Annotated in this window: 21 protein-coding genes; 5 read left to right on the plus strand and 16 right to left on the minus strand. The window is 60.2% G+C overall.

What is annotated here, in order from left to right:
- Positions 1-64: 64 nt before the first annotated feature.
- From hflX to dusB, 8 genes are all read right to left on the minus strand, one after another.
- Positions 65-1,501 (minus strand): GTPase HflX, encoded by a 1,437-nt coding sequence (gene hflX / locus ACQZ5G_RS02865; RefSeq protein ID WP_448736927.1) that lies wholly within the window; start codon positions 1,499-1,501, stop codon positions 65-67.
- A 92-nt stretch (positions 1,502-1,593) separates the two neighbouring features.
- On the minus strand, positions 1,594-1,836 hold the full coding sequence (hfq, locus tag ACQZ5G_RS02870) for an RNA chaperone Hfq (RefSeq protein ID WP_003496145.1): 243 nt from the start codon (positions 1,834-1,836) through the stop codon (positions 1,594-1,596).
- A gap of 184 nt (positions 1,837-2,020) precedes the next feature.
- Positions 2,021-3,397: a Trk system potassium transporter TrkA gene (gene trkA, locus ACQZ5G_RS02875; RefSeq protein ID WP_448736928.1), complete on the minus strand. Its 1,377-nt coding sequence runs from the start codon at positions 3,395-3,397 to the stop codon at positions 2,021-2,023.
- A gap of 48 nt (positions 3,398-3,445) precedes the next feature.
- Positions 3,446-4,810: a nitrogen assimilation response regulator NtrX gene (gene ntrX / locus ACQZ5G_RS02880; protein ID WP_003521348.1), complete on the minus strand. Its 1,365-nt coding sequence runs from the start codon at positions 4,808-4,810 to the stop codon at positions 3,446-3,448.
- Positions 4,800-7,061: an ATP-binding protein gene (locus ACQZ5G_RS02885; protein WP_448736929.1), complete on the minus strand. Its 2,262-nt coding sequence runs from the start codon at positions 7,059-7,061 to the stop codon at positions 4,800-4,802. Before ACQZ5G_RS02885 ends, ntrX begins: the two co-directional genes overlap by 11 nt.
- Before the next feature lie 150 nt (positions 7,062-7,211).
- Entirely contained in the window at positions 7,212-8,663 is a 1,452-nt protein-coding gene (gene ntrC / locus ACQZ5G_RS02890; RefSeq protein WP_003521350.1) for a nitrogen regulation protein NR(I), read from the minus strand.
- A complete protein-coding gene (locus ACQZ5G_RS02895; protein WP_448736930.1) occupies positions 8,660-9,808 on the minus strand; it encodes a two-component system sensor histidine kinase NtrB in 1,149 nt (382 codons plus the stop codon). Before ACQZ5G_RS02895 ends, ntrC begins: the two co-directional genes overlap by 4 nt.
- The gene (dusB, locus tag ACQZ5G_RS02900) at positions 9,805-10,821 is read right to left on the minus strand and encodes a tRNA dihydrouridine synthase DusB (RefSeq protein ID WP_448736931.1); all 1,017 of its coding nucleotides are present in this window, start codon (positions 10,819-10,821) and stop codon (positions 9,805-9,807) included. The genes ACQZ5G_RS02895 and dusB overlap by 4 nt, the downstream gene beginning before the upstream one ends.
- A 276-nt stretch (positions 10,822-11,097) precedes the next feature.
- On the opposite strand from dusB, the gene ACQZ5G_RS02905 reads away from it, so the two are divergent.
- Both ACQZ5G_RS02905 and ACQZ5G_RS02910 read left to right on the plus strand, forming a co-directional pair.
- Positions 11,098-12,285, plus strand: coding sequence for a bifunctional 2-C-methyl-D-erythritol 4-phosphate cytidylyltransferase/2-C-methyl-D-erythritol 2,4-cyclodiphosphate synthase (locus ACQZ5G_RS02905; RefSeq protein WP_448736932.1), 1,188 nt, complete (start codon positions 11,098-11,100; stop codon positions 12,283-12,285).
- Positions 12,282-12,791, plus strand: a complete 510-nt coding sequence (locus ACQZ5G_RS02910) for a CinA family protein (protein ID WP_448736933.1) — start codon at positions 12,282-12,284, stop codon at positions 12,789-12,791. Before ACQZ5G_RS02905 ends, ACQZ5G_RS02910 begins: the two co-directional genes overlap by 4 nt.
- Here ACQZ5G_RS02910 and ACQZ5G_RS02915 read toward each other — a convergent pair.
- Both ACQZ5G_RS02915 and ACQZ5G_RS02920 read right to left on the minus strand, forming a co-directional pair.
- Positions 12,773-13,228, minus strand: a complete 456-nt coding sequence (locus ACQZ5G_RS02915) for a type II toxin-antitoxin system RatA family toxin (RefSeq protein WP_448736934.1) — start codon at positions 13,226-13,228, stop codon at positions 12,773-12,775. The two genes, ACQZ5G_RS02910 and ACQZ5G_RS02915, sit on opposite strands and share 19 nt — an antisense overlap.
- Before the next feature lie 9 nt (positions 13,229-13,237).
- A complete protein-coding gene (locus ACQZ5G_RS02920; RefSeq protein ID WP_448736935.1) occupies positions 13,238-13,807 on the minus strand; it encodes an AAA family ATPase in 570 nt (189 codons plus the stop codon).
- Between the two features lie 239 nt (positions 13,808-14,046).
- Between ACQZ5G_RS02920 and ACQZ5G_RS02925 the strand changes: the two genes are divergently transcribed.
- The 3 genes from ACQZ5G_RS02925 to ACQZ5G_RS02935 all read left to right on the plus strand — a co-directional run bounded on the left by ACQZ5G_RS02925 (position 14,047) and on the right by ACQZ5G_RS02935 (position 16,108).
- Positions 14,047-14,223 (plus strand): hypothetical protein, encoded by a 177-nt coding sequence (locus tag ACQZ5G_RS02925; RefSeq protein ID WP_003496171.1) that lies wholly within the window; start codon positions 14,047-14,049, stop codon positions 14,221-14,223.
- 126 nt (positions 14,224-14,349) lie between these two features.
- Positions 14,350-15,084 (plus strand): AraC family transcriptional regulator, encoded by a 735-nt coding sequence (locus ACQZ5G_RS02930; protein WP_448736936.1) that lies wholly within the window; start codon positions 14,350-14,352, stop codon positions 15,082-15,084.
- Positions 15,085-15,178: 94 nt separating this feature from the next.
- Positions 15,179-16,108, plus strand: coding sequence for a DMT family transporter (locus ACQZ5G_RS02935; RefSeq protein ID WP_448736937.1), 930 nt, complete (start codon positions 15,179-15,181; stop codon positions 16,106-16,108).
- Positions 16,109-16,291: 183 nt separating this feature from the next.
- Here ACQZ5G_RS02935 and lipA read toward each other — a convergent pair whose 3' ends face one another.
- The 6 genes from lipA to ACQZ5G_RS02965 all read right to left on the minus strand — a co-directional run bounded on the left by lipA (position 16,292) and on the right by ACQZ5G_RS02965 (position 22,665).
- Positions 16,292-17,263, minus strand: a complete 972-nt coding sequence (gene lipA / locus ACQZ5G_RS02940; RefSeq protein ID WP_448736938.1) for a lipoyl synthase — start codon at positions 17,261-17,263, stop codon at positions 16,292-16,294.
- Between the two features lie 102 nt (positions 17,264-17,365).
- Positions 17,366-17,614 carry a GlsB/YeaQ/YmgE family stress response membrane protein gene (locus tag ACQZ5G_RS02945; protein WP_003521362.1) on the minus strand — a complete coding sequence of 83 codons (249 nt, stop codon included), beginning with the start codon at positions 17,612-17,614 and terminating at the stop codon, positions 17,366-17,368.
- Positions 17,615-17,713: 99 nt separating this feature from the next.
- Positions 17,714-19,159, minus strand: coding sequence for a dihydrolipoyl dehydrogenase (gene lpdA / locus ACQZ5G_RS02950; RefSeq protein ID WP_448736939.1), 1,446 nt, complete (start codon positions 19,157-19,159; stop codon positions 17,714-17,716).
- 60 nt (positions 19,160-19,219) lie between these two features.
- Positions 19,220-19,864 (minus strand): SGNH/GDSL hydrolase family protein, encoded by a 645-nt coding sequence (locus ACQZ5G_RS02955; RefSeq protein ID WP_448736940.1) that lies wholly within the window; start codon positions 19,862-19,864, stop codon positions 19,220-19,222.
- A gap of 12 nt (positions 19,865-19,876) precedes the next feature.
- Complete coding sequence (locus ACQZ5G_RS02960) at positions 19,877-21,229, minus strand: pyruvate dehydrogenase complex dihydrolipoamide acetyltransferase (protein ID WP_448736941.1); 1,353 nt, start codon at positions 21,227-21,229, stop codon at positions 19,877-19,879.
- A gap of 14 nt (positions 21,230-21,243) precedes the next feature.
- The gene (locus ACQZ5G_RS02965; RefSeq protein ID WP_448736942.1) at positions 21,244-22,665 is read right to left on the minus strand and encodes a pyruvate dehydrogenase complex E1 component subunit beta; all 1,422 of its coding nucleotides are present in this window, start codon (positions 22,663-22,665) and stop codon (positions 21,244-21,246) included.
- Between the last annotated feature and the right edge of the window lie 14 nt (positions 22,666-22,679).

Consider the following 22,679-nt stretch of genomic DNA (forward strand, 5'->3'; position numbering starts at 1 on the left):
CCGTGGCTGGATTCCGGCTCAAGGCCGGAATGACGGAGAGAGTTTAGAACAATGCAAGGAGCGCTCAGCGCTCCCAGTCTTCCCGCTCGCGAACCGTCGCTTTTCCAAGCTTCCGTTCCAGTTCGGCCGCTTGCGCTTCCGACAGGCGCACATCGAGCGCAACCGATCCGTCCTCATGATCTTCACGGCTGTCGACGATGGAATTGCTGTAGACCCAGGAGATCAGCGGCAATTGTTCGATGGAGAGGACAACGGTCGTTTCCGTCAGAACACCGGAAAGACGCTTTGAAATCTCGTCCATCAGGGCATCGACGCCCTCGCCCGTGATGGCCGAAACGGCGCGGATATCCGAACGACCCTCGGCACGCTGCATGATCGCGTCATGCGCTTCCGGCTCGAGACGGTCAACCTTGTTCCAGACCTCGATGATGCGCTTTTCCGCTTCCTTCTCGTCAATGCCGAGATCACCGAGAATACGCAGCACATCCGCAGACTGGGCGGCATTGTCCGGATCGGACATATCGCGCACATGCAGAACGAGATCGGCTTCCAGCACCTCTTCGAGAGTGGCGCGGAAAGCGGCGACCAGATGCGTCGGAAGATCGGAAATGAAACCGACCGTATCGGACAGGATGACGGTGCGGCCATGCGGCAGCTTCATGCGGCGCAAGGTCGGGTCGAGCGTAGCGAACAGCATATCCTCCGCCAGAACGCCGGCGCCGGTGATGCGGTTGAACAGCGTGGATTTGCCAGCATTGGTGTAACCGACCAGCGCGACGATCGGATGCGGCACCTTGCGGCGCTTGGCGCGGTGTAGCTGGCGCGTGCGCACCACCTGTTCCAGCTCGCGCTCCAGCTTCACGATGCGTTCCTGCAAAAGCCGGCGGTCGGCTTCGATCTGGGTTTCACCCGGGCCGCCCATGAAGCCCGCACCGCCGCGCTGGCGTTCAAGGTGGGTCCAGCTTCGGACGAGGCGGCCTTTCTGGTAGTTCAGATGCGCAAGATCGACCTGCAGCGTGCCTTCCTTTGTGGAGGCGCGGCGACCGAAGATTTCAAGGATCAGGCCCGTGCGGTCGATGACCTTGCAATTCCACTGCTTTTCGAGATTGCGCTGCTGCACCGGGGTCAGCGGATGATCGACGATCACCAGGCCGGAATCGGTCTCGTCGAGAAGATGGCCGATTTCTTCGATCTTGCCGGTTCCGAACAGCGTGGCGGGGCGCGGCTGGTTCACCGAAACGATGAGACCCTGCGTCACTTCCAGATCGATGGCGAGCGCCAGTCCTTTTGCTTCCTCAAGCTTGGCTTCGACCGAACGGCCGGGGGCAGCCGGGCCGGCAGCCGCATCGCGCGTTTCGCGCTGCTTGAGGACCGGCACGAGGACAACCGCACGCATGTCGTCGCGGCGCTTTTCCTGCTCCGGAATAATCGATTCGTTCGAGGTGTCGCGCGTTGAAATGGGTTCAGCCTTGTCCAGAAAGAGGATTGCGGCCGACCGCATCCGCGCGGGCGGCCATGGGGATTAACCTGACGGCACGGGAAATGTTCCCGGTCCGGGTCAGTCTATGTCGAATATCCGTCGAGGGAGCCCGATCAGGCAGCGCCTTCTTCGCTTTCGAACATCTGCATCGGCTGGCCGGGCATGATGGTGGAGATCGCATGCTTGTAGACAAGCTGCGAATGACCGTCACGGCGCAGAAGCACGCAGAAATTGTCGAAGGAGGTGACAACGCCCGTCAGCTTGACGCCGTTGATCAGAAAAATCGTGAGCGAAATCTTTTGCTTACGAACGGTATTGAGGAAGAGATCCTGAAGGTTTTGAGAACGTTCCGCCATGGCGCCGCTTCTTTCTTTTTTGCCGGCAGGGATACCGGAAAATAATCAATCAATAATAAGCCGGCCGAGTCTTGTCCCCCGCTTGGCCGACCTCAAACTCTGGTATCAAATCGTGTTCCGTTCCGCAACGGTCAAAACAGCCGAATGAGTACGAGTATTGACCCACATTTTCAATTCGGGACAGTCAAAAATATTGTATCGAAACACGGAAAAGTTGTTCCACGTCGCGCACGGCATCGGCGGATGCAAACAGCACGACCCGGTCCTTCGCCTTGATTTTCGTGCTGCCATCCGGGCGGATCACCACGCCGTCGCGATAGATCGCCCCGATGCGCACACCCTCCGGCATATCGATGTCGCGGAAGGACTGGCCGACCAGCGGCGACGTCTCCAGCGCTTCCGCCTCGATCACCTCCGCCGAGCCGCGCTGGACAGCATAGACTGAGCGGATGCGGCCCTTGCGCACGTGCTGAAGCACGCGGGAGATCGTCACGGCCCGGGGGTTGATATAGGCATCGAGCCCCAGAGAGCGGGCGACGTCGTGGAACGACGTACTGTTCAAAAGCGCCAGATTCGATTTGCAGCCGAGCTGCTTGGCAATCACCGCCGCCAGAATATTGGTCTGATCGTTATTGGTGAGCGTCACGATAAGATCGGCATCCTGAATATCCGCCTGCATCAGGATTTTCTGGTCGAGCGCCGAGCCGTGCATGACGATGGTATTGCTGAGCTGTTCTGATGCGGCAACCGCCCTGTCGCGGTCAGCCTCGATGATCTTCACCCGCGTTTTCGGCTGCAGTTCCTCGATCTTGCGGGCGACGAAGTGGCCGATATTGCCGGCGCCGGCAATCACGATGCGCTGCGCCTCCTGCTCTTCATGGCCAAAAAGGCTTAAGGTGCGGCGGGCATGCTGGCGCTGGCAGATGACATAGGCAAGGTCGCCCACCCGCAACTGTTCCGAAGAATGCGCTACCTTGAGGATACCATCCCGATACACCCCCACCACCGTGGCGATGAGGTCTGGAAAGAGGCTGGAGAGCTGCTGCAGCGGTGTGTTGATGACCGGGCAATCCTCCATGCATTCGATGGCCAGCATGTAGATCGTGTCGTCGGCGAAACGCACCACATCCGTTGCGCCTGGAAAGGCGATGCGCCGGAGCACCATCTTGCCGACTTCGACTTCAGGCGAAATCGTCACGTCGATGGACATGTTCTCGCGGCTGAAGAGATCGGCATATTCCGGCTTCAGATAGCTCTGGTCGCGAATGCGGGCAATCTTGGTCGGCACGCTGAAGAGCGCATGCGCCACCTCACAGGCGACGATATTGATCTCGTCATGCAAGGTCACGGCGATGATCATGTCGGCCTGGTCGGCGCCGGCCTTGGCCAGCATGTCGGGATGGGCGCCATGGCCGACATAACCGCGCACATCCAGCGTCTCGGTAATGGCGGTGATGAGCGGCGCGGCCGTATCGATCACCGATACTTCATTATCTTCCCGCGACAATTGTTCGGCGATGCCGTAACCCACCTGCCCTGCGCCGCAAATGATGACTTTCATGCTGTCTCTCTGACGGAATAATCGGTTACGGCGAAGCGCCTTCTTTCCTTATACGCCGAGAGATTTCAGTTTGCGATGCAGTGCAGACCGTTCCATGCCGACAAATTCCGCCGTTCGCGAAATATTGCCGCCGAAACGGTTGATCTGCGCCATGAGATAGTCGCGCTCGAACATTTCGCGGGCTTCGCGCAGCGGCAGGGTCATGATGTGCTGATCGCCCTGCGCCGAAATCTTCGGCAGCATGTCGCCAATATCCGACGGCAGCATGTCGGCCGAGATCGGCGCTTCGCCGCCCTCGGGACGGGCGAGAATCATCAGCCGCTCGATATTGTTGCGCAGCTGGCGGATATTGCCCGGCCAGTCATGCGTCTGGAGAACGGCCATGGCGTCGTCACCGATCTTGCGCGGACGGATGCCGGCCTGCTCGGAAATCTGGCGCATGAACATATCGACGAGGAACGGAATATCCTCGCGCCGTTCGGAGAGCGCCGGCACCTTAACCGGCACCACGGCGAGGCGATGATAGAGATCTTCGCGGAACTGGCCTTCGGCGATCAGGCTTTCGAGGTGATGGGCGGTCGAGGAAATGATGCGCACATCCACCTTCACCCGCTTGCCGCCACCGACGCGCTCGAACTGCTGATCGACCAGCACGCGCAGGATCTTGTTCTGCGTCTCGCGCGGCATTTCGCCGACTTCATCGAGATAAAGCACGCCGCGATGGGCTTCTTCCAGAGCGCCCACCTTGCGCGGCTGCCCAGGCAGGCCCTCCGTGCCGAACAGCGCGATTTCCATGCGGTCCGGCGTGATCGTCGCGGCATTGAGCGCCACGAAGGGTCCGCTCGCACGCGAGGACTTCTTGTGCACCATGCGCGCCACAAGTTCCTTGCCTGAACCGGAGGGGCCGAGGATCATGATGCGGCTGTTGGTGGGTGCAACCCGGTCGATGGTCTGGCGAAGCTGCGACACCGCAAGCGATGCGCCGACGAGTTCAACCGCGTCACCGGTACGCTTCTTGAGTTCCTGAACCTCGCGCTTCAGCTTGGAGTTTTCCAGCGCCCGCTCAGCGATTAGAATGAGACGGTCGGCCTTGAACGGCTTCTCGATAAAGTCGAAAGCGCCGCGCTTGATGGCGTTGACGGCGGTTTCGATATTACCGTGACCGGAAATCATGACGACTGGAATTTCGGGGTGGCGGCTCTTGATTTCGTCGAGCAGCGCCAGACCGTCGAGCTTCGAACCCTGCATCCAGATGTCGAGAAAGATCAGACGCGGCACGCGCTCCGAAATGGCGGCCAGCGCGCTGTCGCTGTCGAACGCCATGCGGGTCTCGTGGCCCTCGTCGGAAAGAATGCCCGCTACGATTTCGCGAATGTCCGCCTCGTCATCCACGACCAGAATATCAGACGCCATATGCTGCTTCCTTGTTATTTTCGCCGCCGACCGCCTCGATATAGGGCAGCAGCACTCTGATCATGGCGCCGTGGCCGTGATCGAACTCCGGCGGGGCATCGTGGAGTTCCAGATACCCGCCATGCTCTTCAATGATTTTCTTGACGATGGCGAGACCGAGGCCCGTGCCCTTGTCCCGCATCGTCATATAGGGTTCGAGAATGCGGTGACGGTTCTCGACGGGCAGGCCGCGGCCATTGTCGATGATGTCAGCCACAAAACGGGAATTGCTCTCGTCGAAGGAGGCACGCACCAGGATTTTGCCCGGCCGCTTTTCGCCTTCCACCGCCTCGATGGCTTCCGTCGCGTTCTTGATGAGATTGCCGAAGGCCTGACCCAGCATGCGGGCATCGAACATGCCCTCCAGCGGGATATCGCCCAGTTCGGTTGAGAATTTCGTATCGGCGGCGCTGATTTCGCGCAGGAACGCCGCGTCCTTCAAGATCGCCCGCAGGTCCGACTTTTCCTTCGTCGGCTTCGGCATGCGCGCAAAAGCGGAGAATTCATCCACCATCCGGCCGATATCGCCGACCTGCCGGACGATGGTGTCCGTACACTGGTCGAAGACGGCGCGGTCGCTCTCGTCGATCTGCTTGCCGAAACGACGCTTTATACGCTCGGCGGAAAGCTGGATCGGCGTCAACGGATTCTTGATTTCATGCGCGATACGGCGCGCCACATCCGACCATGCCGTCGAACGCTGGGCGATGACGAGATCGGTGATGTCGTCAAGGGTGATAACGTAGCTGTCACGGCTGTCGCGGGCGTCCTCACGGGTCACCTGCACATTCAGCGTTCGTTCCTTGCCGCGCCGCATGATGTTGATCTGCTTGCGGAAGTTGCCGCGCGACCAGGTATTGGCCTCGTTGACGACCTGTTCGATTTCGGGCGCGATCTCCGACAGTTGCGCGCCGATAAGCTGCTCGGAGGTCTGCGCCAGGAATTCTTCGCCCGACGGATTGACGATGGTGATCCTGCGGTTCTCATCGACACCGATGACGGCGGCGGTAACGCCTGACAGCACGGCCTCGATGAAGCGGCGGCGGTCGTCGATATCGTCCTTGGCCTCGATGATCTGTTCCTGCTGACTGCGCAGTTCCGAGACCATCTTGTTGAAGGTGCGCGACAGTCGCCCGACGTCGCCATCGACCGCGCGGACGGGAACCAGCACATGCATGTTGCCGGTGGCGACACTGTCTGCAGCACTGATGAGGAGACGGATCGGCCGCACGATACGGTCGGCCACCGCAATCGCCGTCCAGATGGCGGCGAGAAGCACGATCAGCGCGAAACCGAGATAGAGGATCGCAAAGGCGATCTGCAGCGGCGCGCGGCCTGCCTCCATCGCCTTGTATTCGGCACGGTTCTCCTCCATCAGCCGCATCGCGCTCATCACCTTGGGATCGACGGCGCGCACCGTGTAAAGGAAGGTGCCGCTGATGCCTTCGAGCTTGATAATGGCGCCGACGAGGTTGGTGATACCGGGCGGTATCAGCGTCGGCTGGCCGGCGGCCGCCTTTTCAAGCGCGTCATGCGGGATGGCGGGAAGCGGTTTTTCCGTCTTGATGTCGGCCTGAGCAACGGCGTCGCCGTCCTCCTGCACCAGAAACGCGCCGAGAAGGCCGCGCCCCTTGGCCTGACGGGTCATCAGATCGACGAAGCCGGTACGATCCAGATAAAAAAGCGCACGGTTGCGGTCGAGGTCGGTTGCCATCGACAGGGTCTGACCCTGAAGATAACCGGCATTCTCCATCATATAGGCCTGGGCGATATTGCTCGATGAATCGACGATCGACTGCGTGCGCAGCGAAAACCAGCGGTCGAGGCCTACATTCAGCGTCAGACTGGCGAAGATGGCGACGAGCACTGCGGGCGTAATCGCAACGATGGAGAAAAGCACGACGATGCGCACATGCAGACGCGCAGCCGCCCTGCCCTTTTTACGCGCTTTCAGCAGCCGGTTGATTTCGCGTCCGATGAGGAAGATCAGGCCGATCACGAAGATCGAATTGATGACGACGGAGGCGATGACGACGTTCGATGTCGGCGCGATTGGCGTGACACCCAGAAGTACGAACAGGGTGAGGATGGCGCAAACGAGAGCGACGCCGGCGAGCACCAGCCCCGGTAAAGCGAAAGACATCCTGCGATCGGCAACCACCATGCCCGCTGCTTCATCGGCAACGGCGTTTTCGGCGGCGGGTTTCCGCATGCACTACTCCCAATCGCTGGCCAGCCAGCACCACATTTCTGAAGTCAGGCGAGACGCGCCTCAGACCGGCGAATCTCTTTCCTTCCTAGTGTTTTTCAAGCAACACAATGTGGCGAAAGTGCAACGACAAATGCGACCTTGTCAACATTCTCAGGTTGGGCGGGAGCTGCGATAAACGGAAACGCCAAGCTCGCGGATTTTCTTGCGCAGCGTATTGCGGTTCAGGCCGAGAAGATCGGCGGCCTTGATCTGGTTGCCGCGCGTCGCAGTCAGAGCCGCGAGAATCAGCGGATATTCGAGTTCGCGCAGAACGCGGTCGTAAAGGCCGGGCGGCGGCAGGCCATCGCCGAAACTGGCGAAATAATCCCGCATATTTTCCTCGACCGCCTGCGAAATCGTGAGCGAACCGGTGCGAACCGCCATCTTGTCGAGCGGGCTGTCGGGAACATCCGATTGCAGCTCCTGCTCGATGATCTCGCGGGTGATGACTTCCTGCGGGTAAAGCGCCATCAGGCGGCGGATCAGGTTTTCCAGCTCGCGCACGTTGCCCGGCCAGGCATAGGCCTTCATGACCTCCAGCGCCTCGCTCTCGAAACGCTTGCCTTCCAGACCTTCCTTTTCGCCCTGCTGGATGAAATGGCGCACCAGATCGGGAATATCCTCGGCGCGGTCGCGCAGCGGCGGCAGCCGCAGCGGCACGACGTTCAGGCGGTAATAAAGGTCTTCGCGGAAGAGGCCCTGATTGATCGACTGCTTCAGGTCCTTGTTGGTGGCGGCGACGATGCGGACATCCGTGCGGATCGGCGTGCGACCGCCCACCGTGGTATATTCGCCCTGCTGCAACACGCGCAGCAGCCGCGTCTGGGCGTCCATCGGCATATCGCCGATTTCATCGAGGAAGAGTGTGCCGCCCTCGGCCTGTTCGAAACGGCCGGTGGAGCGGTTCTGCGCGCCGGTGAAGGCACCCTTCTCATGGCCGAAGAGTTCGGATTCGATCAGGTCCCGCGGGATAGCGGCCATGTTGATGGCGACGAAGGGACCGTTGCGGCGCTTGCCGTAGTCATGCAGCGCGCGCGCCACCAGTTCCTTGCCGGTGCCGGATTCGCCTGTAATCATCAGCGTCAGGTCTGTCTGCATCAGGCGGGCGAGAACGCGGTAGATTTCCTGCATCGCGGCAGAGCGGCCAACGAGCGGCATGCCGTCCTGCATGTCGTCATCGAGCTTCGCCGGCTTGCGCTTCGGTTCCGACAGGGCGCGGCCGATGATGGCGATCAGTTCTGTCAGGTCGAAGGGCTTCGGCAGGTAATCGTAAGCGCCTTTTTCCGAGGCCTTGATGGCCGTCATGAAGGTGTTCTGCGCACTCATGACCAGAACCGGCAGGTCCGGGCGTGCCTTTTTGATGCGCGGCAGCAGGTCAAACGCGTTTTCATCCGGCATCACGACATCGGTTACGACAAGATCGCCCTCACCCGCCGAAACCCAGCGCCAGAGCGTGGCGGCATTGGAGGTGATGCGCACGTCGTAACCGGCGCGGCTCAGCGCCTGGTTCAGCACCGTGCGGATTGCGGCATCATCATCGGCGACGAGGATCGTAGCTGTCATTGGTCATTTCCTGTCGTGTTCGGCAAAGAGCGGTCGTCGAGCGCCACTTCCGGCGAGACGGGCATCAATACGCGGAAAGTCGTGCGGTGGTTCTGGCTGTCGCATTCGACAATGCCGCCATGGGCGCCGATCAGCTTGGCGACAAGCGCCAGCCCGAGGCCCGAACCATTCGTCTTAGTGGTGATGAAGGGATCGAAAAGATGCGGCAAAAGATCGGCCGGAACGCCCGGGCCATTGTCATGCACGCAGAATTCGAGCGGCAGCGAGATGCGCTCGCGGCTGCCGGCGACCGAAAGCCGCATGCCGGGGCGATAGGCGGTTGTGAGGACGATCTCGCCATCCGGCTGGTTGCCCACGGCTTCCGCCGCATTCTTCACCAGATTGAGAAAAACCTGCACCAGCTGGTCGCGATTGGCATAAACAGGCGGCAGCGACGGGTCGTAGTTCTCAGAAATCTTGATATTGCGGGCAAAGCCGGCCTTGGCGATGGCCTTCACATGATCGAGCACGGAATGGATGTTGACCGGCACGCGATCCACCGGCCGCTCGTCGGAAAACACTTCCATACGGTCGACCAGCGAGACGATGCGGTCGGTCTCGTCGCAGATCAGCCGCGTCAGCGCCCGGTCTTCATCGGCAACCGATGTCTCAAGCAGCTGGGCAGCGCCGCGAATGCCGGACAGCGGGTTCTTGATTTCATGCGCGAGCATGGAGGCAAGGCCGGTAACGGAGCGCGCTGCCGCCCGGTGGGTCAATTGCCGGTCGATCTTATCGGCCATCGACCTTTCCTGGAAGACGACGACCACCGATCCCGGTTCGCTGACAACGGGCGCGACATAAAGATCGACCAGTTTGTCCTGGCCAAGACGCGGCGAACTCAGATCGACGCGATATTCGTTGACCGGCGCGCGGCGCTCCCGCACCTGATCGATCAGTGCGAGCAACGGGCTGCCGAAGGGAATGAAGGTGGAAACGCGGTAGCGCGCGAGATGGGAGGCGCTCGCCCCGAAAAAGGCTTCGGCTTCCCAGTTGGCGAAGGCGATGAAACCTTCGGCATCCACCAGAATAACAGGGTTCTGCACCGCGTTCAGAACCGCCATGGCAAGCGGGTTTCCATCTGCCGGGCTGTGTTTGTCAGCGCTCATGCGGCCTTCCTTGCGGCGTCTTCGCCCGCATTTTCGCTAAGGGCGGAGCGCAGCAAATCCGCCACTTCCGCCGTGTCACGCGATGTCATGATTTCAGCCTTGTCAGTCGTGGCGATCTCTGGCGCGAAACGGTCGAGATACCAGCCGAGATGTTTGCGGGCATGCCGGAGACCGGCTTCCCTTCCATAAAATTCCAGCATCATCTCGTAATGTTCGATGGCGATGGCAGGAATATCGTCGCGGTGCGGCGCTGAATGTCCGGCAAGCACAGCCGGCAGCCAGGGCTGCCCCTGCGCGCCGCGACCGACCATGACGGCATCCGCACCCGAACGGCGCAGGATTTCGCGCGCATCCCCGGCTGTTTCCACGTCGCCATTGGCGATCAGCGGCACGGAAATCACCTCACGCACGGCGCGGATGGCATCCCAGTCCGCCCGTCCCTCGTAAAACTGCATGCGGGTGCGGCCGTGAACGGTGATGAGCTGAACGCCTGCGGCTTCGGCACGGCGGGCGATCTCCGGCGCATTGATGGTGTTCTCGTCCCAGCCGAGCCGCATCTTCAGCGTCACCGGTACGTCGACTGCATTGACCGTCGCCTCGATGAGCGAGAGTGCATGATCGGGATCGCGCATCAAAGCCGAGCCGGAATAACCGCCCGTCACCTTCTTGGCAGGACAACCCATATTGATATCGATGATGCCGGCGCCATTATCGGCCGCGATCTTCGCTGCCTCGGCCATGAAATGCGCCTCGCGTCCTGCGAGCTGCACCATATGCGGAACCATGCCGGCATTTTTCAGCCGCGCCCAGGATTCGCCGCGATTGGCGACGAGCTCACGGCTTGCCACCATTTCCGTGACAACAAGGCCCGCGCCATAACGCCAGGCAAGCTGCCGGAACGGCAGATCCGTCACGCCCGACATGGGCGCCAGCACGGCACGATTACGGATCGTGACTGAGCCGATGCTGAACGGTTCTGACAACTCCGGAAGATGCAATTGATGATCTTTCATGCAGAAGGGTTATTTGCATTATTTTTAGACAGTGTTTGTGCAGTTGCCAAGCACTTTTAGAGGGTTGCACCTTTTATTTGCTGGGCGACTGCCTGCCTGTTTTGCTGTCGGCAGCAATTTGTGCAGGTTCGAACACGCAATGGTGGCTGATCCTGCAACATGCAGGGGCGAATGCGCGTCTTATCGGGCTGGCCATCCGGGTTTTGAAACGCTAGAGCAGGACTGTCAACCGCTAAGGGTTGCGCGCAAAGCATAAGACCAATGCAGGAAAGTACTATGAAACTCGGCATCGTCATCGTCGCCGCCGGACGCGGAGAAAGAGCGGGCTCTCCCGAGGAAGGGCCGAAACAATATCGCCCTATCGGAGGCAGGGCCGTGATCGAGCATACATTGTCGACCTTCCTCGACTGGGATCATGCCTCCCCCATCGTGATCGTCAGTCATGCCGACGATGCAGCACTGCTGTCGCCAATCCTCGAGCGGCTTGATGCCGGCGAGCGGATCGTTACCGTCACGGGCGGTGCGACACGCCAGCAATCGGTGCTTGCCGGGCTGGAAGCGCTCGCCTCGGACGAGCTGACGCATGTGATGATCCATGATGCCGTGCGGCCTTTCGTTCCCGTGGATATGCTGGAACGGATCGTCGCCCTGCACCGGGCCGGCGCCAGCGGCGTTCTGCCTGCCCTCTCCGTCACCGACACACTGAAACGCGGTTCGGATGGTCGCGTCGTGGAGACGGTTTCCCGGCAGGGGCTTTATGCCGCGCAGACACCGCAGAGTTTCGGCTACGGCGATATTCTCGCCGCGCACCGCGCCGCTGCCGCCTCCGGAAAGTCCGATTTTACCGATGATGCTTCGATTGCCGAATGGGCGGGACTGACGGTGACGCTGACCGAGGGTTCGGTCGACAATGTAAAACTCACTCTCAAGCGGGATATCGCCATGGCCGATGAAAAGCTCTCCCACGGATTGCCCGACGTGCGCACCGGCAATGGTTACGACGTGCACCAGCTGGAAGCAGGCGACGGTGTGACGCTGTGCGGCGTCTTCATCGAACACGACCAGAAACTCAAAGGTCATTCGGATGCGGATGTGGCTTTGCATGCGCTGACGGATGCGCTGCTCGCCACCTGTGGTGCTGGCGATATCGGCGATCACTTCCCGCCGTCCGATCCGCAATGGAAGGGTGCCGCCTCGCGCATCTTCCTCGAACATGCGGCCAAAGTGGTGCGCGACAATGGTGGCACGATCATGAATGCCGATGTCTCGCTGATTGCGGAAGCACCGCGCATCGGCCCGCACCGGCAGGCCATGCGCGAAGCACTCTCGGACATGCTGGGCATCGCGCTGGAGCGCTGCTCGGTCAAGGCGACGACCAATGAGACCATCGGTTTCGTCGGCCGCCGGGAAGGCATCGCTGCAATTGCCACTGCTACCGTTGTCTACAGGGGCAGACCTTTATGAGCCTTTTTCCCGCCGACATAGAAGAGCTGGCGCGGCGGATCATTGCCGATTTCACCGCGCATGGTTTCATGGTCTCGACCGCGGAAAGCTGCACGGGCGGCCTGATCGCCGGTGCTCTGACGGAGATTGCCGGCTCCTCCGCTGTCGTTGACCGTGGTTTTGTCACCTATACCAATGAAGCCAAGATGGACATGCTGGGCGTTGGCGCCGAAACACTGGCGAATTTCGGCGCGGTATCTCGACAGACAGCGCTGCAGATGGCGCATGGCGCCCTCTTCCGTTCCCGCGCGGATTTCGCGGTGGCGGTAACCGGTATTGCCGGTCCGGGTGGCGGTTCCGCCGACAAGCCGGTTGGGCTGGTGCATCTGGCCGCCCATGCGCGCGGCGGTAAAATCCTGCATCGGGAAATGCGTTATGGCGAGATCGGCCGCACAGAAATCCGGCTTGCGACGGTGAGGACTGCGCTTGAGATGCTGATTGCCCTCAATCAGAACGGGTCTGTATAGATTTTATCGGCACGCGTTTCGAAGGCTTCCGCGAACATGCGGAAGGCCCGGTCGAACATTGACCCCATCACCGCGCCGAGCAGGCGGTTCTTGAACTCATAATCGATGAAGAAATGGATGGCCGATCCGCCCTCGTCCGAGGCCTCGAAACGCCAGCGATTGTCGAGATATTTGAACGGTCCGTCGATATATTTCACGTCGATGGCACGTTCAGCCGGATTCAGCAGCACCTGCGTGGTGAAGGTTTCGCGAATGGCCTTGTAGCCCACCGTCATATCCGCCACCAGCAGTACCTTGCCATCGCGCTCCTTGCGCGAACGCACGGTGAGCGCCTCGCAAAGGGGCAGAAACTGCGGATATTTCTCCACATCGGCGACGAGGTCGTACATGCGGTCGGGCGAGTGTTTGACGTGGCGATGCGTTTCGAACTGTGGCATGAGCGGCAGTTAATCCTCGATACGCAGAAGATCAAGAAGGCGGCGAAACTGTTTTCGGCTTTTCAGCTGGAATACCGGCACATCAGGACCATAAAGCGCGAAATTCTGCTCGAAGATGGGCGTATGGCGCCGCTCGAAATTCCAGATATAGCGCAGGAATTCGATGTCTATTCTTTCGGGGCACCCCTCCGCCATTTCCGGGCGGGCCCTGCCATAACCCTTGATTGCCCGGCTGACAGCACCCCACAGGCAGAGCCAGCGCGGCATGCGCACCCACAAAACGATGTGGGATCGCGGCAGCCGTATATCGAAAGACGACGGATTGCTGCCGTCCATCAGCCAGCGCTCCTCGGTGATGATGGTGGCTATCCTCTCTCGCTGCTCGTCGCGCGGGCGCACCTGCCAGCCAGGCAGCCAGAAAACATCGCGATCCATGGAGATGTAGCGAAGTCCGAAATTGCGCGCGAGCTTCTGCGAAAGCGTCGACTTGCCGCCGCCGGAGCAGCCCACGACCATGATTCGCTGCGCCCCGGCGATGATCGCAGCAGCATCTTCCACCCTGTGAAGATAGTTTGGCATTTCAGAAACCTCATCTGACTGCTGGATTTTTCTGCCATCGCCCCGCAGCGATATCTTCGCCGCGCATGACAGTTACGGAAAATTGACTATTGTAACCCCGTCGCAGGGATTGCTATTTATTTGCGACTAATATTACACCCATTGGATGCAACGGCGCTGGAAGCTCCCGATTTCACCCAGCGTATTCATCCTTGGGTTCAGACCCGACATATAACCGCTTTGAGCCACTGAGTGAGCCGATGGACGATTTTTCCAACATCATCAACCTTCTCGAATCCGCCAAGCAACTCGCATCGATGAATGGCATGCCGGTGCTTGCCTATCTCATCGACGTCGCGAAATGCGAGGCGAGAGAGAACAAGCCGGTTCTGCGCAAGCGCAAACGCGGCGAATCGACCGCCAAGGAAGACTGTTAATTGCCGGCGCAGAGCCGACCGATAAAGCCGACTGGCCCAATCTTCAAGACGATGTCATAATCAAACAATGAAACTGGCCGCTTTTTCGAGGCGGCCATTTCTTTGCACAATGGAAACGACAGCGTCATGACAGCCGCATCCGCCGATATCAGAACCTACAGGGAAGAAAGACCGAAGGAACGGCATGGCTTCGTCCAGATCGTTCTTCCTGTCTCCGGGCGTCTGCTGATCGATGTGGCCGGACGGCAGGACGAATTGTCGACCGGACGCGGCGTGTTCATCCATCGCGACACGCCGCACACCCAGGAAGCGACGGCAAGCAACCACTCGCTGGTGGTCGATATCGACGAAGGCGCCCTTCCCGAACAAACGCTCGAGAAATTCGGTCGCTCGCCGTTTCTCGACATAGCGCAGGATATACGGCAATTGATCGCCTATATGCGCGGCGTCATCACAACAGATGGGCGACGCGACGATATTGCCGGCCTGTGGGCGCCGCTCCTGGTCGACAGCCTTGCCAATGAGAAAGCCGACATCCGCCACCGCCTGCACAGGCTCGTTGCACTTATCAGGGCGGAGCCGTTCTTCCCCTGGACCATCGAGATGCTCGCCTCCTGCGTGACGATCAGCGACAGCCGCCTGCATGCGCTGTTTCTCGAAGAATTCGGCCTCCCGCCTCACCGCTGGCTGGCCGGGCTGCGCATGGACAAGGTCTGCGCATTGCTCAGCAATTCCACCCTCCCTATTGCCGAGATCGCCTTGCGGGCCGGTTTTTCCGACCAGACTGCACTGACGCGTGCCATGCGCAATGCAGTGGGTGAAACGCCCGCAGCCTACCGTCGGACCTACGGGATTCATTAAAACCGCCAGCACATCCGGTCAGGAGTTTTTGTCAAGACAGCCGCGGAGGGCTGTGGCACATCGCAGGCAAATACGAATGCGGATGTGACATGACATGAACAGAACAGGTCTCGGTGTTTTTTACGGCATGCTGGCGGGTGCGCTCTGGGGTGGGATTTTTCTCGCCCCCAAACTCGTGCCGGATTTTTCCGCCCTGCAACTGTCGACGGCGCGTTATCTCACCTATGGGCTGATTTCCCTCATCATCATCGGGCCGCGTCTGAAACGCATCTCGGCCCATTTTGGCGCGCGGGAGTGGATAGCGCTCGGCTGGCTGAGCATGATCGGTAACATCGCCTACTACGTCTTCATATCGACCGCGGTGAAATTGAGCGGCGTCGCCTTCACCTCCATCATCATCGGCTTCCTGCCCGTCGCCGTCACCATCATCGGCAGCCGCGATCACGGCGCGGTGCCGTTGAAGAAGCTATGGCCGTCGCTCGCCTTCGGCGCGGTGGGGATTATCGGCATTTCCTGGCAGTCGCTGACGGAAAACGATGCCGGGCTCGATGTCTCTCGCGTCATCGGGCTTGCCTGTGCGCTCGGTGCGCTGGCGTCATGGACGGCCTTTGCGGTCGGTAACGCCCGCTGGCTCTCCCGCCTTCACGATGTGAGCGCCGATGACTGGAACATGATGACCGGTGTGGTGACGGGAGGGCTTGCGCTCGCGCTCGCCATTCCGGCCTTCGGCTTTGGCGGCGAAAGCCATAGTTCGGGCGACTGGCTGCACTTTGTGGCCGTTGCAGCCGGGCTGGGTTTCACCGCTTCCATTCTCGGCAATGCCTTATGGAACCGCATGAGCCGCCTGCTGCCGCTCACCATGGTCGGGCAGATGATCCTCTTCGAAACGCTGTTTGCGCTGCTTTACGGATTTTTATGGGAAGGACGCGGGCCGACCATTGTCGAGATCGTGGCGATCTGTTCGGTGGTGCTGAGCGTGATCTTGTGCATGCGGGCGCATAGGCCGGAGAAGGTTGTGGTGTGAGCGAGGCAAGCTAAAATAGGCAAGCCAACGTTTCCTGACGAGCCTGCCCCGACTCGACGTCGTCCTCGGGCTTGACCCGAGGATCTACCTCGGCGTTGGCCAATGGATCCTCGCCTCGAGGGCGAGGATGACGAAGGAGAGAGATTGCGCCCATTGTGGGCAATCCAGCCCTTCTACCCCTGCTTACTCCGCGGCCGCCAGCAGCTTCTTCTCGCGGGCCGCACGCAGGCGCTCGAAATCGTCGCCGGCATGATGTGACGACCGTGTCAGCGGGCTCGAAGACACCATCAGGAAGCCCTTGGTGTAAGCCACCGTCTCGTAGGACTCGAACTCTTCCGGCGTCACGAAGGCCTCGACCTTGTGATGCTTGCGGGTCGGCTGCAGATACTGACCGATGGTCAGGAAGTCCACATCGGCGCTGCGCAGATCGTCCATCAGCTGAAGCACTTCGTTGCGCTCCTCGCCAAGGCCGACCATGATGCCCGACTTGGTGAACATGGTGGGATCGAGTTCCTTCACCCGCTGCAAGAGGCGCACGGAGTGGAAATAGCGCGCGCCGGGGCGAACCGTGAGGTAATTGCCCGGAACGGTTTCCATATTGTGGTTGAAGACATCGGGCTTGGCGGCCACGACACGCTCCAGCGCGCCGGGCTTCTTCAGGAAGTCGGGGGTGAGGATTTCGATGGTCGTCGTCGGAGACGCAGCACGGATCGCCCAGATGACCTTCTCGAAATGTTCAGCGCCGCCATCGGCGAGATCGTCGCGGTCGACCGAGGTGATGACGACGTGTGAGAGGCCCATCTGCTTGACGGCCTTGGCGACATTCTCGGGCTCGGCCATATCCAGCGGGTTGGGCTTGCCGGTCGCGACGTTGCAGAAAGCGCAGGCGCGGGTGCAGATTTCACCCATGATCATGAAGGTCGCGTGTTTCTTGTCCCAGCACTCGCCGATATTCGGACAGCCGGCTTCCTCGCACACCGTCACCAGCTTGTGCGAACGCACCAGTTCACGCGTCTCGTGATAACCCTTGGAGGTCGGCGCCTTGACGCGGATCCATTCCGGCTTGCGCATGACCTCGGTATCGGGCTTATGCGCCTTTTCCGGGTGGCGAATGCGCTTTTCGTCGGACGACGTCCTGTCTAGAATAGTGACCATTAAAAACCTGCTTCCATCGCCCTGGCGACCTAAACATCTGTTGGCCCGATGCTTTAGAACAATTCCAGAAAAAGCGTAAGCCCCTTCCGGTCACGAAGCCTTTCAGCGCCGTACCAGCTTCGCCAGAAACAGCAAAAGGCTGGCGCCGATGAACGACGTGACGAAATAACCGAGCCTGCTGTCCTGCACGAAAACATCGAAGGTTCGAAGCACCGCAACGGCAACCACCGAACCGACAATGCCGAGGATGATGTTCATGAAAATGCCGAAGCGCATATCCATGAGCTTGCCCGCAAGCCAGCCGGCGAGACCGCCGATGATGATCGCTGCAATCCAGCCTACACTTTCCATTCCCACGCTCCCTGAAAGAACCAGCCCCTTTTAAGGAGCCTGCATCGAGACATATGGGACACCCGGCATGGTTAGACAATGCCGGGTATCACGGCGTACTTATGCGTTCAGCACACGCCCATAGGCGTCAAGCACGCTTTCTTTCATCGATTCCGAAATGGTCGGATGCGGGAAGATCGTGTGCATCAGGTCTTCTTCAGTGGTCTCGAGGTTCATCGCAACAACGAAGCCCTGAATGAGTTCGGTGACTTCCGCACCGACCATATGCGCGCCAAGCAGCTCACCGGTTTGTCTGTCGAAGATGGTCTTGACCATGCCCTGATCTTCGCCGAGCGCCACGGCCTTGCCATTCGCCGCAAAGGAGAAGCGGCCGACGCGGATGTCGCGGCCCTGTTCCTTCGCCTTGGCTTCGGTAAGACCGACAGAAGCGACCTGCGGGTTGCAATAGGTGCAGCCCGGAATCTTGAGCTTGTCCATTGGGTGCACATTCGGCAGACCGGCGATCTTTTCGACGCAGATGACAGCCTCATGCTCAGCCTTGTGGGCGAGCAGCGGCGGGCCGGCGACATCGCCAATGGCGTAGATGCCCGGCACATTGGTCTTGCCGTAACCGTCGATGACGATAAAGCCGCGATCCGTCTTCACGCCGGCAGCCTCAAGGCCGATACCTTCGATATTGGCGACGACGCCGACGGCCGAAATCATCCGGTCGGCGGTGATCTTCTCGGAAGAACCGTCTTTCTTCTCCAGCGTCGCGGTGATGGAGTTCGCGCCCTTCTCCACCTTGGAAACCTTGGTCTCAAGGTGAATTTTCATGCCCTGCTTTTCGAGCTGCTTCTTGGCGAAGGTGGAGATTTCCGCATCCTCGACGGGCATGACCTGGCTCATGATCTCGACGACGGTGACGTCGACGCCCATGGTGCGGTAGAAGCTGGCGAATTCGATGCCGATGGCGCCCGAGCCCATGACGAGCAGCGACTTCGGCAGTTCTTCCGGCTTCATCGCCTCGAAATAGGTCCAGATCAGCTTGCCATCCGGCTCGATGCCGGGCAGCGCGCGCGGGCGAGCGCCTGTGGCGACGATGATGTGCTTGGCGGTGTAAGTGCCCTCGCCCAGCGTGTTCTTCGGAACCGGACCCTGCGGCTGAACCACCGGCTTGGTGGACTTGCCAACGACGATTTCACCCGGCTTGGTGATTTTTGCTTCACCCCAGATGATATCGACCTTGTTCTTCTTGAACAGGAAACCGACGCCATTGTTCATGCGCGCGGCAATGCCGCGCGAACGCGCGACGATTGCCTTCACGTCAGGCTTGATCGAACCTTCCAGCGTCAGGCCATAATCCTTGGCGTGGGTGGCGGTGTGCATGACATCGGCGGTGCGCAGCAGAGCCTTGGTGGGAATGCAGCCCCAGTTGGAGCAGATGCCGGCAAGGTGCTCGCGCTCGACAACGGCGACCTTCATGCCGAGCTGGGCTGCGCGGATCGCGGCAATATAACCGCCCGGTCCCGAACCGATGATGATGACGTCATAAGATTGAGCCATTGGAAATCCTGCCTTGTCTTATTCGGGTGACGGCAAACCGCCCCGAAACGAGAATGAGTGTCAAAGTCCGAGCATCATGCGGACGACGGGCTCCAGCCCGCGGCCGATGGCCCGCGTGTTTTCAGCATCGAGATGAACGCCGTCCACCGGCGTCGTACGGGCGACCGAACCCGCATCGAAAAATCCGCAGTCGAGATCGTCGGCGAGGTCCCGATAGACGGAAGCCAGCATGGCCGATTCATCGATCGCATCGCGATAGATCGCCCCCATGACGGGGTTTGCCGTTTCGCAAAGCTGCGGCGGCGCGACGATCAGAACATCCGGCGCTTCCCAGTCAGCCACTTGCCAGACGTGATTGCGCGTGAGTTTCACCAATCGCTCGATACCCTTCATGGCGACAATGGCCGATCCGTGAATCGACGGTTTCATGTCGTTGGTGCCGAGCATGATGATGACGAGATCAAGCGGCGCATGGCTGTGCAGCAGCGTCGGCAGAAGCCGCGCGCCATTGCGATCACAATCGGCCGTCAGATCGTCATAGGCGGTGGTACGGCCACCAAGACCTTCGTGGACCACGTGCACGTCGGGACCGAGCGCCTTTTGCAAGACGCTCGGCCAAAGATCGTCATGGCTGTGACGGCCACCCGTTTCCGCATTTGATCCCCATGTCAGGGAATCGCCAAAGCAGAGGACCGATTTTACCATGTCACGCTCCGATCAAACCAGCATGCCCATCGGGTTTTCGATGTAGCGCTTGAAGGCGCCGATCAGTTCGGCTCCGAGCGCGCCATCGACGCAGCGGTGGTCGGTGGAGAGCGTGACCGTCATGACGTTGGCGATCTTGATCTCGCCATTCTTCACGACAGCGCGTTCTTCACCCGCACCGACCGCCAGAATGGTGGCATGCGGCGGGTTGATAACGGCGGAGAAACTCTTGACGCCCATCATGCCCATGTTGGACACGGCGGTCGTGCCGCCCTGATATTCCTCGGGCTTCAGCTTGCGCTCTTTCGCGCGCTTGCCGTAGTCCTTCATCTCGTTGGAGATGGTGGAGAGCGACTTTTCTTCCGCCTTGCGGATGATCGGCGTGATCAGGCCACCCGGAATGGAAACGGCAACGCCGACATCCGAATGCTTGTGCTTGACCATGTTGCTTTCCGTCCAGGAGACGTTGGCGTCAGGCACGTCACGCAGCGCAAGAGCCAGCGCCTTGATGACCATGTCGTTGACCGAAAGCTTATAGACCGGCTTGCCGTCCTTTTCGGGAGCGGCAGCGTTGAGCTGGGCGCGCAACGCCAGAAGCGTATCCAGTTCGCAATCCACGGAAACGTAGAAATGCGGAACCGTCTGCTTGGATTCGACCAGACGCTTGGCAATGACCTTGCGCATGCCGTCATGCGGCACGAGTTCGTAGGAACCCGGCTCGAACAGCTTGAGAACGGCTTCGTCGGAAGCGCCCTTGGCGAGTGCCGGAGCCGGTGCGCCTGCGGATGCTGCGGCGGCAGGAGCAGCCTTCGCACCGCCGGAAGCGGCAGCCTTTTCCACGTCGGTCTTGATGATGCGGCCATGCGGGCCGGAACCGGAGACGGCCGAAAGGTCGAGTCCGGCTTCCTTGGCAAGGCGACGGGCCAGCGGCGACGCGAAGATGCGCTCGCCGGACTTTGCGACCGGGGCCGGCGTGGGAGCAGCAGCCTGCACAGCAGCTGGCTGCTCAGCCTTGGCCGGAGCAGCCTCTTGTTTCGGTGCTTCTGCCTTGACTTCCTGCTTCGGCGCCTCGGCCTTGGCAGGAGCAGCAGCGCCGCCCTTTGCCGCCTCGGCGACATCCTCGCCATCGGCGGCGAGGATTGCGATCAGGGCGTTGACCTTGACAGCTTCGGTGCCGGCCGGAACGACCAGCTTGGCAACGGTGCCCTCATCGACGGCTTCCACTTCCATGGTTGCCTTGTCGGTCTCGATCTCGGCGATCACGTCACCGGGTGCGACCTTATCGCCTTCCTTGACCAGCCACTTGGCCAGATTGCCCTCTTCCATCGTCGGAGAAAGGGCAGGCATGGTGATGTTTATCGGCATCGAAACGCCTCCCCTTACTTGTAGCAGACGGTTTTGACGGCCTGAACGACTTCATCGACGTTCGGCAGAGCCAGCTTTTCGAGGTTTGCCGCGTAAGGCATCGGAACGTCCTTGCCGGCGATCGTCAGGATCGGCGCATCGAGATAGTCGAAAGCGGCGCGCATCACCTGGTTGGCGATGAAGTCACCGACCGATGACTGCGGGAAACCTTCCTCGACCGTGACCAGACGACCGGTCTTCTTCACCGATTCGATAACGGTCGGCAGGTCCATCGGACGGATGGTGCGCAGGTCGATCAGTTCGACATCGATGCCAAGCTTTTCGAGTTCCGCAACAGCCTTGATGGCATAGGTCATGCCGATACCAAAGGAAACGATGGTCGCATCCTTGCCCTTGCGGTGAATGCGCGCCTTGCCGATCGGCAGCACGAAATCATCCATCTTCGGCACTTCGAAGCTCTGGCCGTAGAGAATTTCGTTCTCAAGGAAGATGACCGGGTTTGGATCGCGGATGGCGGCCTTGAGCAGACCCTTGGCGTCGGCTGCCGTGTAAGGCATGACGACCTTGAGGCCCGGAATATGGCTGTACCATGCGGCGTAACATTGCGAATGCTGTGCGCCAACGCGGGCAGCAGCACCGGAAGGACCGCGGAACACCATCGGCGCGCCCATCTGGCCACCCGACATGTAGAGCGTCTTTGCCGCCGAGTTGACGATCTGGTCGATCGCCTGCATGGCGAAGTTGAAGGTCATGAATTCGACGATGGGGCGCAGGCCCGTCATCGCAGCGCCGACGCCGATACCGGCAAAACCATGCTCGGTGATCGGGGTGTCGATGACGCGGCGCTCACCGAATTCCTGCAGCAACCCTTGAGTGATCTTGTAAGCGCCCTGATATTCGGCGACTTCTTCCCCCATGATGAAAACTTTTTCGTCGGCGCGCATTTCTTCGGCCATGGCGTCGCGCAGCGCTTCACGCACCGTCGTCATCACCATTTCAGTACCGGCCGGAATATCCGGATCAGCGGCAACGTCGATCTTCGGTGCAGCCGGAACCTTGGCGGATTCCTTTGCAGCGCTCGGCTCTTCGGTTGCTTCGCGGGTCTTGCCGCCGGCGGCGTCAGAACCGGAATTTGCGGCTTCAGCCTTCGGCTCTTCCTTCTTGGCGGAGGAAGAGATGTCGTCGGCGCTTTCGCCTTCCTGAATGAGAACGGCAATCGGCGTATTGACCTTGACGCCTTCGGTGCCAGCATCGATCAGCAGCTTGCCGATCACGCCTTCGTCAACGGCTTCCACTTCCATGGTCGCCTTGTCGGTCTCGATCTCGGCAATCACGTCGCCGGAGGTGACCTTGTCGCCTTCCTTTTTAAGCCACTTGGAAAGCGTGCCTTCCTCCATGGTCGGGGAAAGGGCGGGCATAAGAATTTCTACTGGCATGGGTTTCCCTTTCC

The sequence above is a fragment of the Agrobacterium sp. 22-214-1 genome (assembly GCF_053522465.1).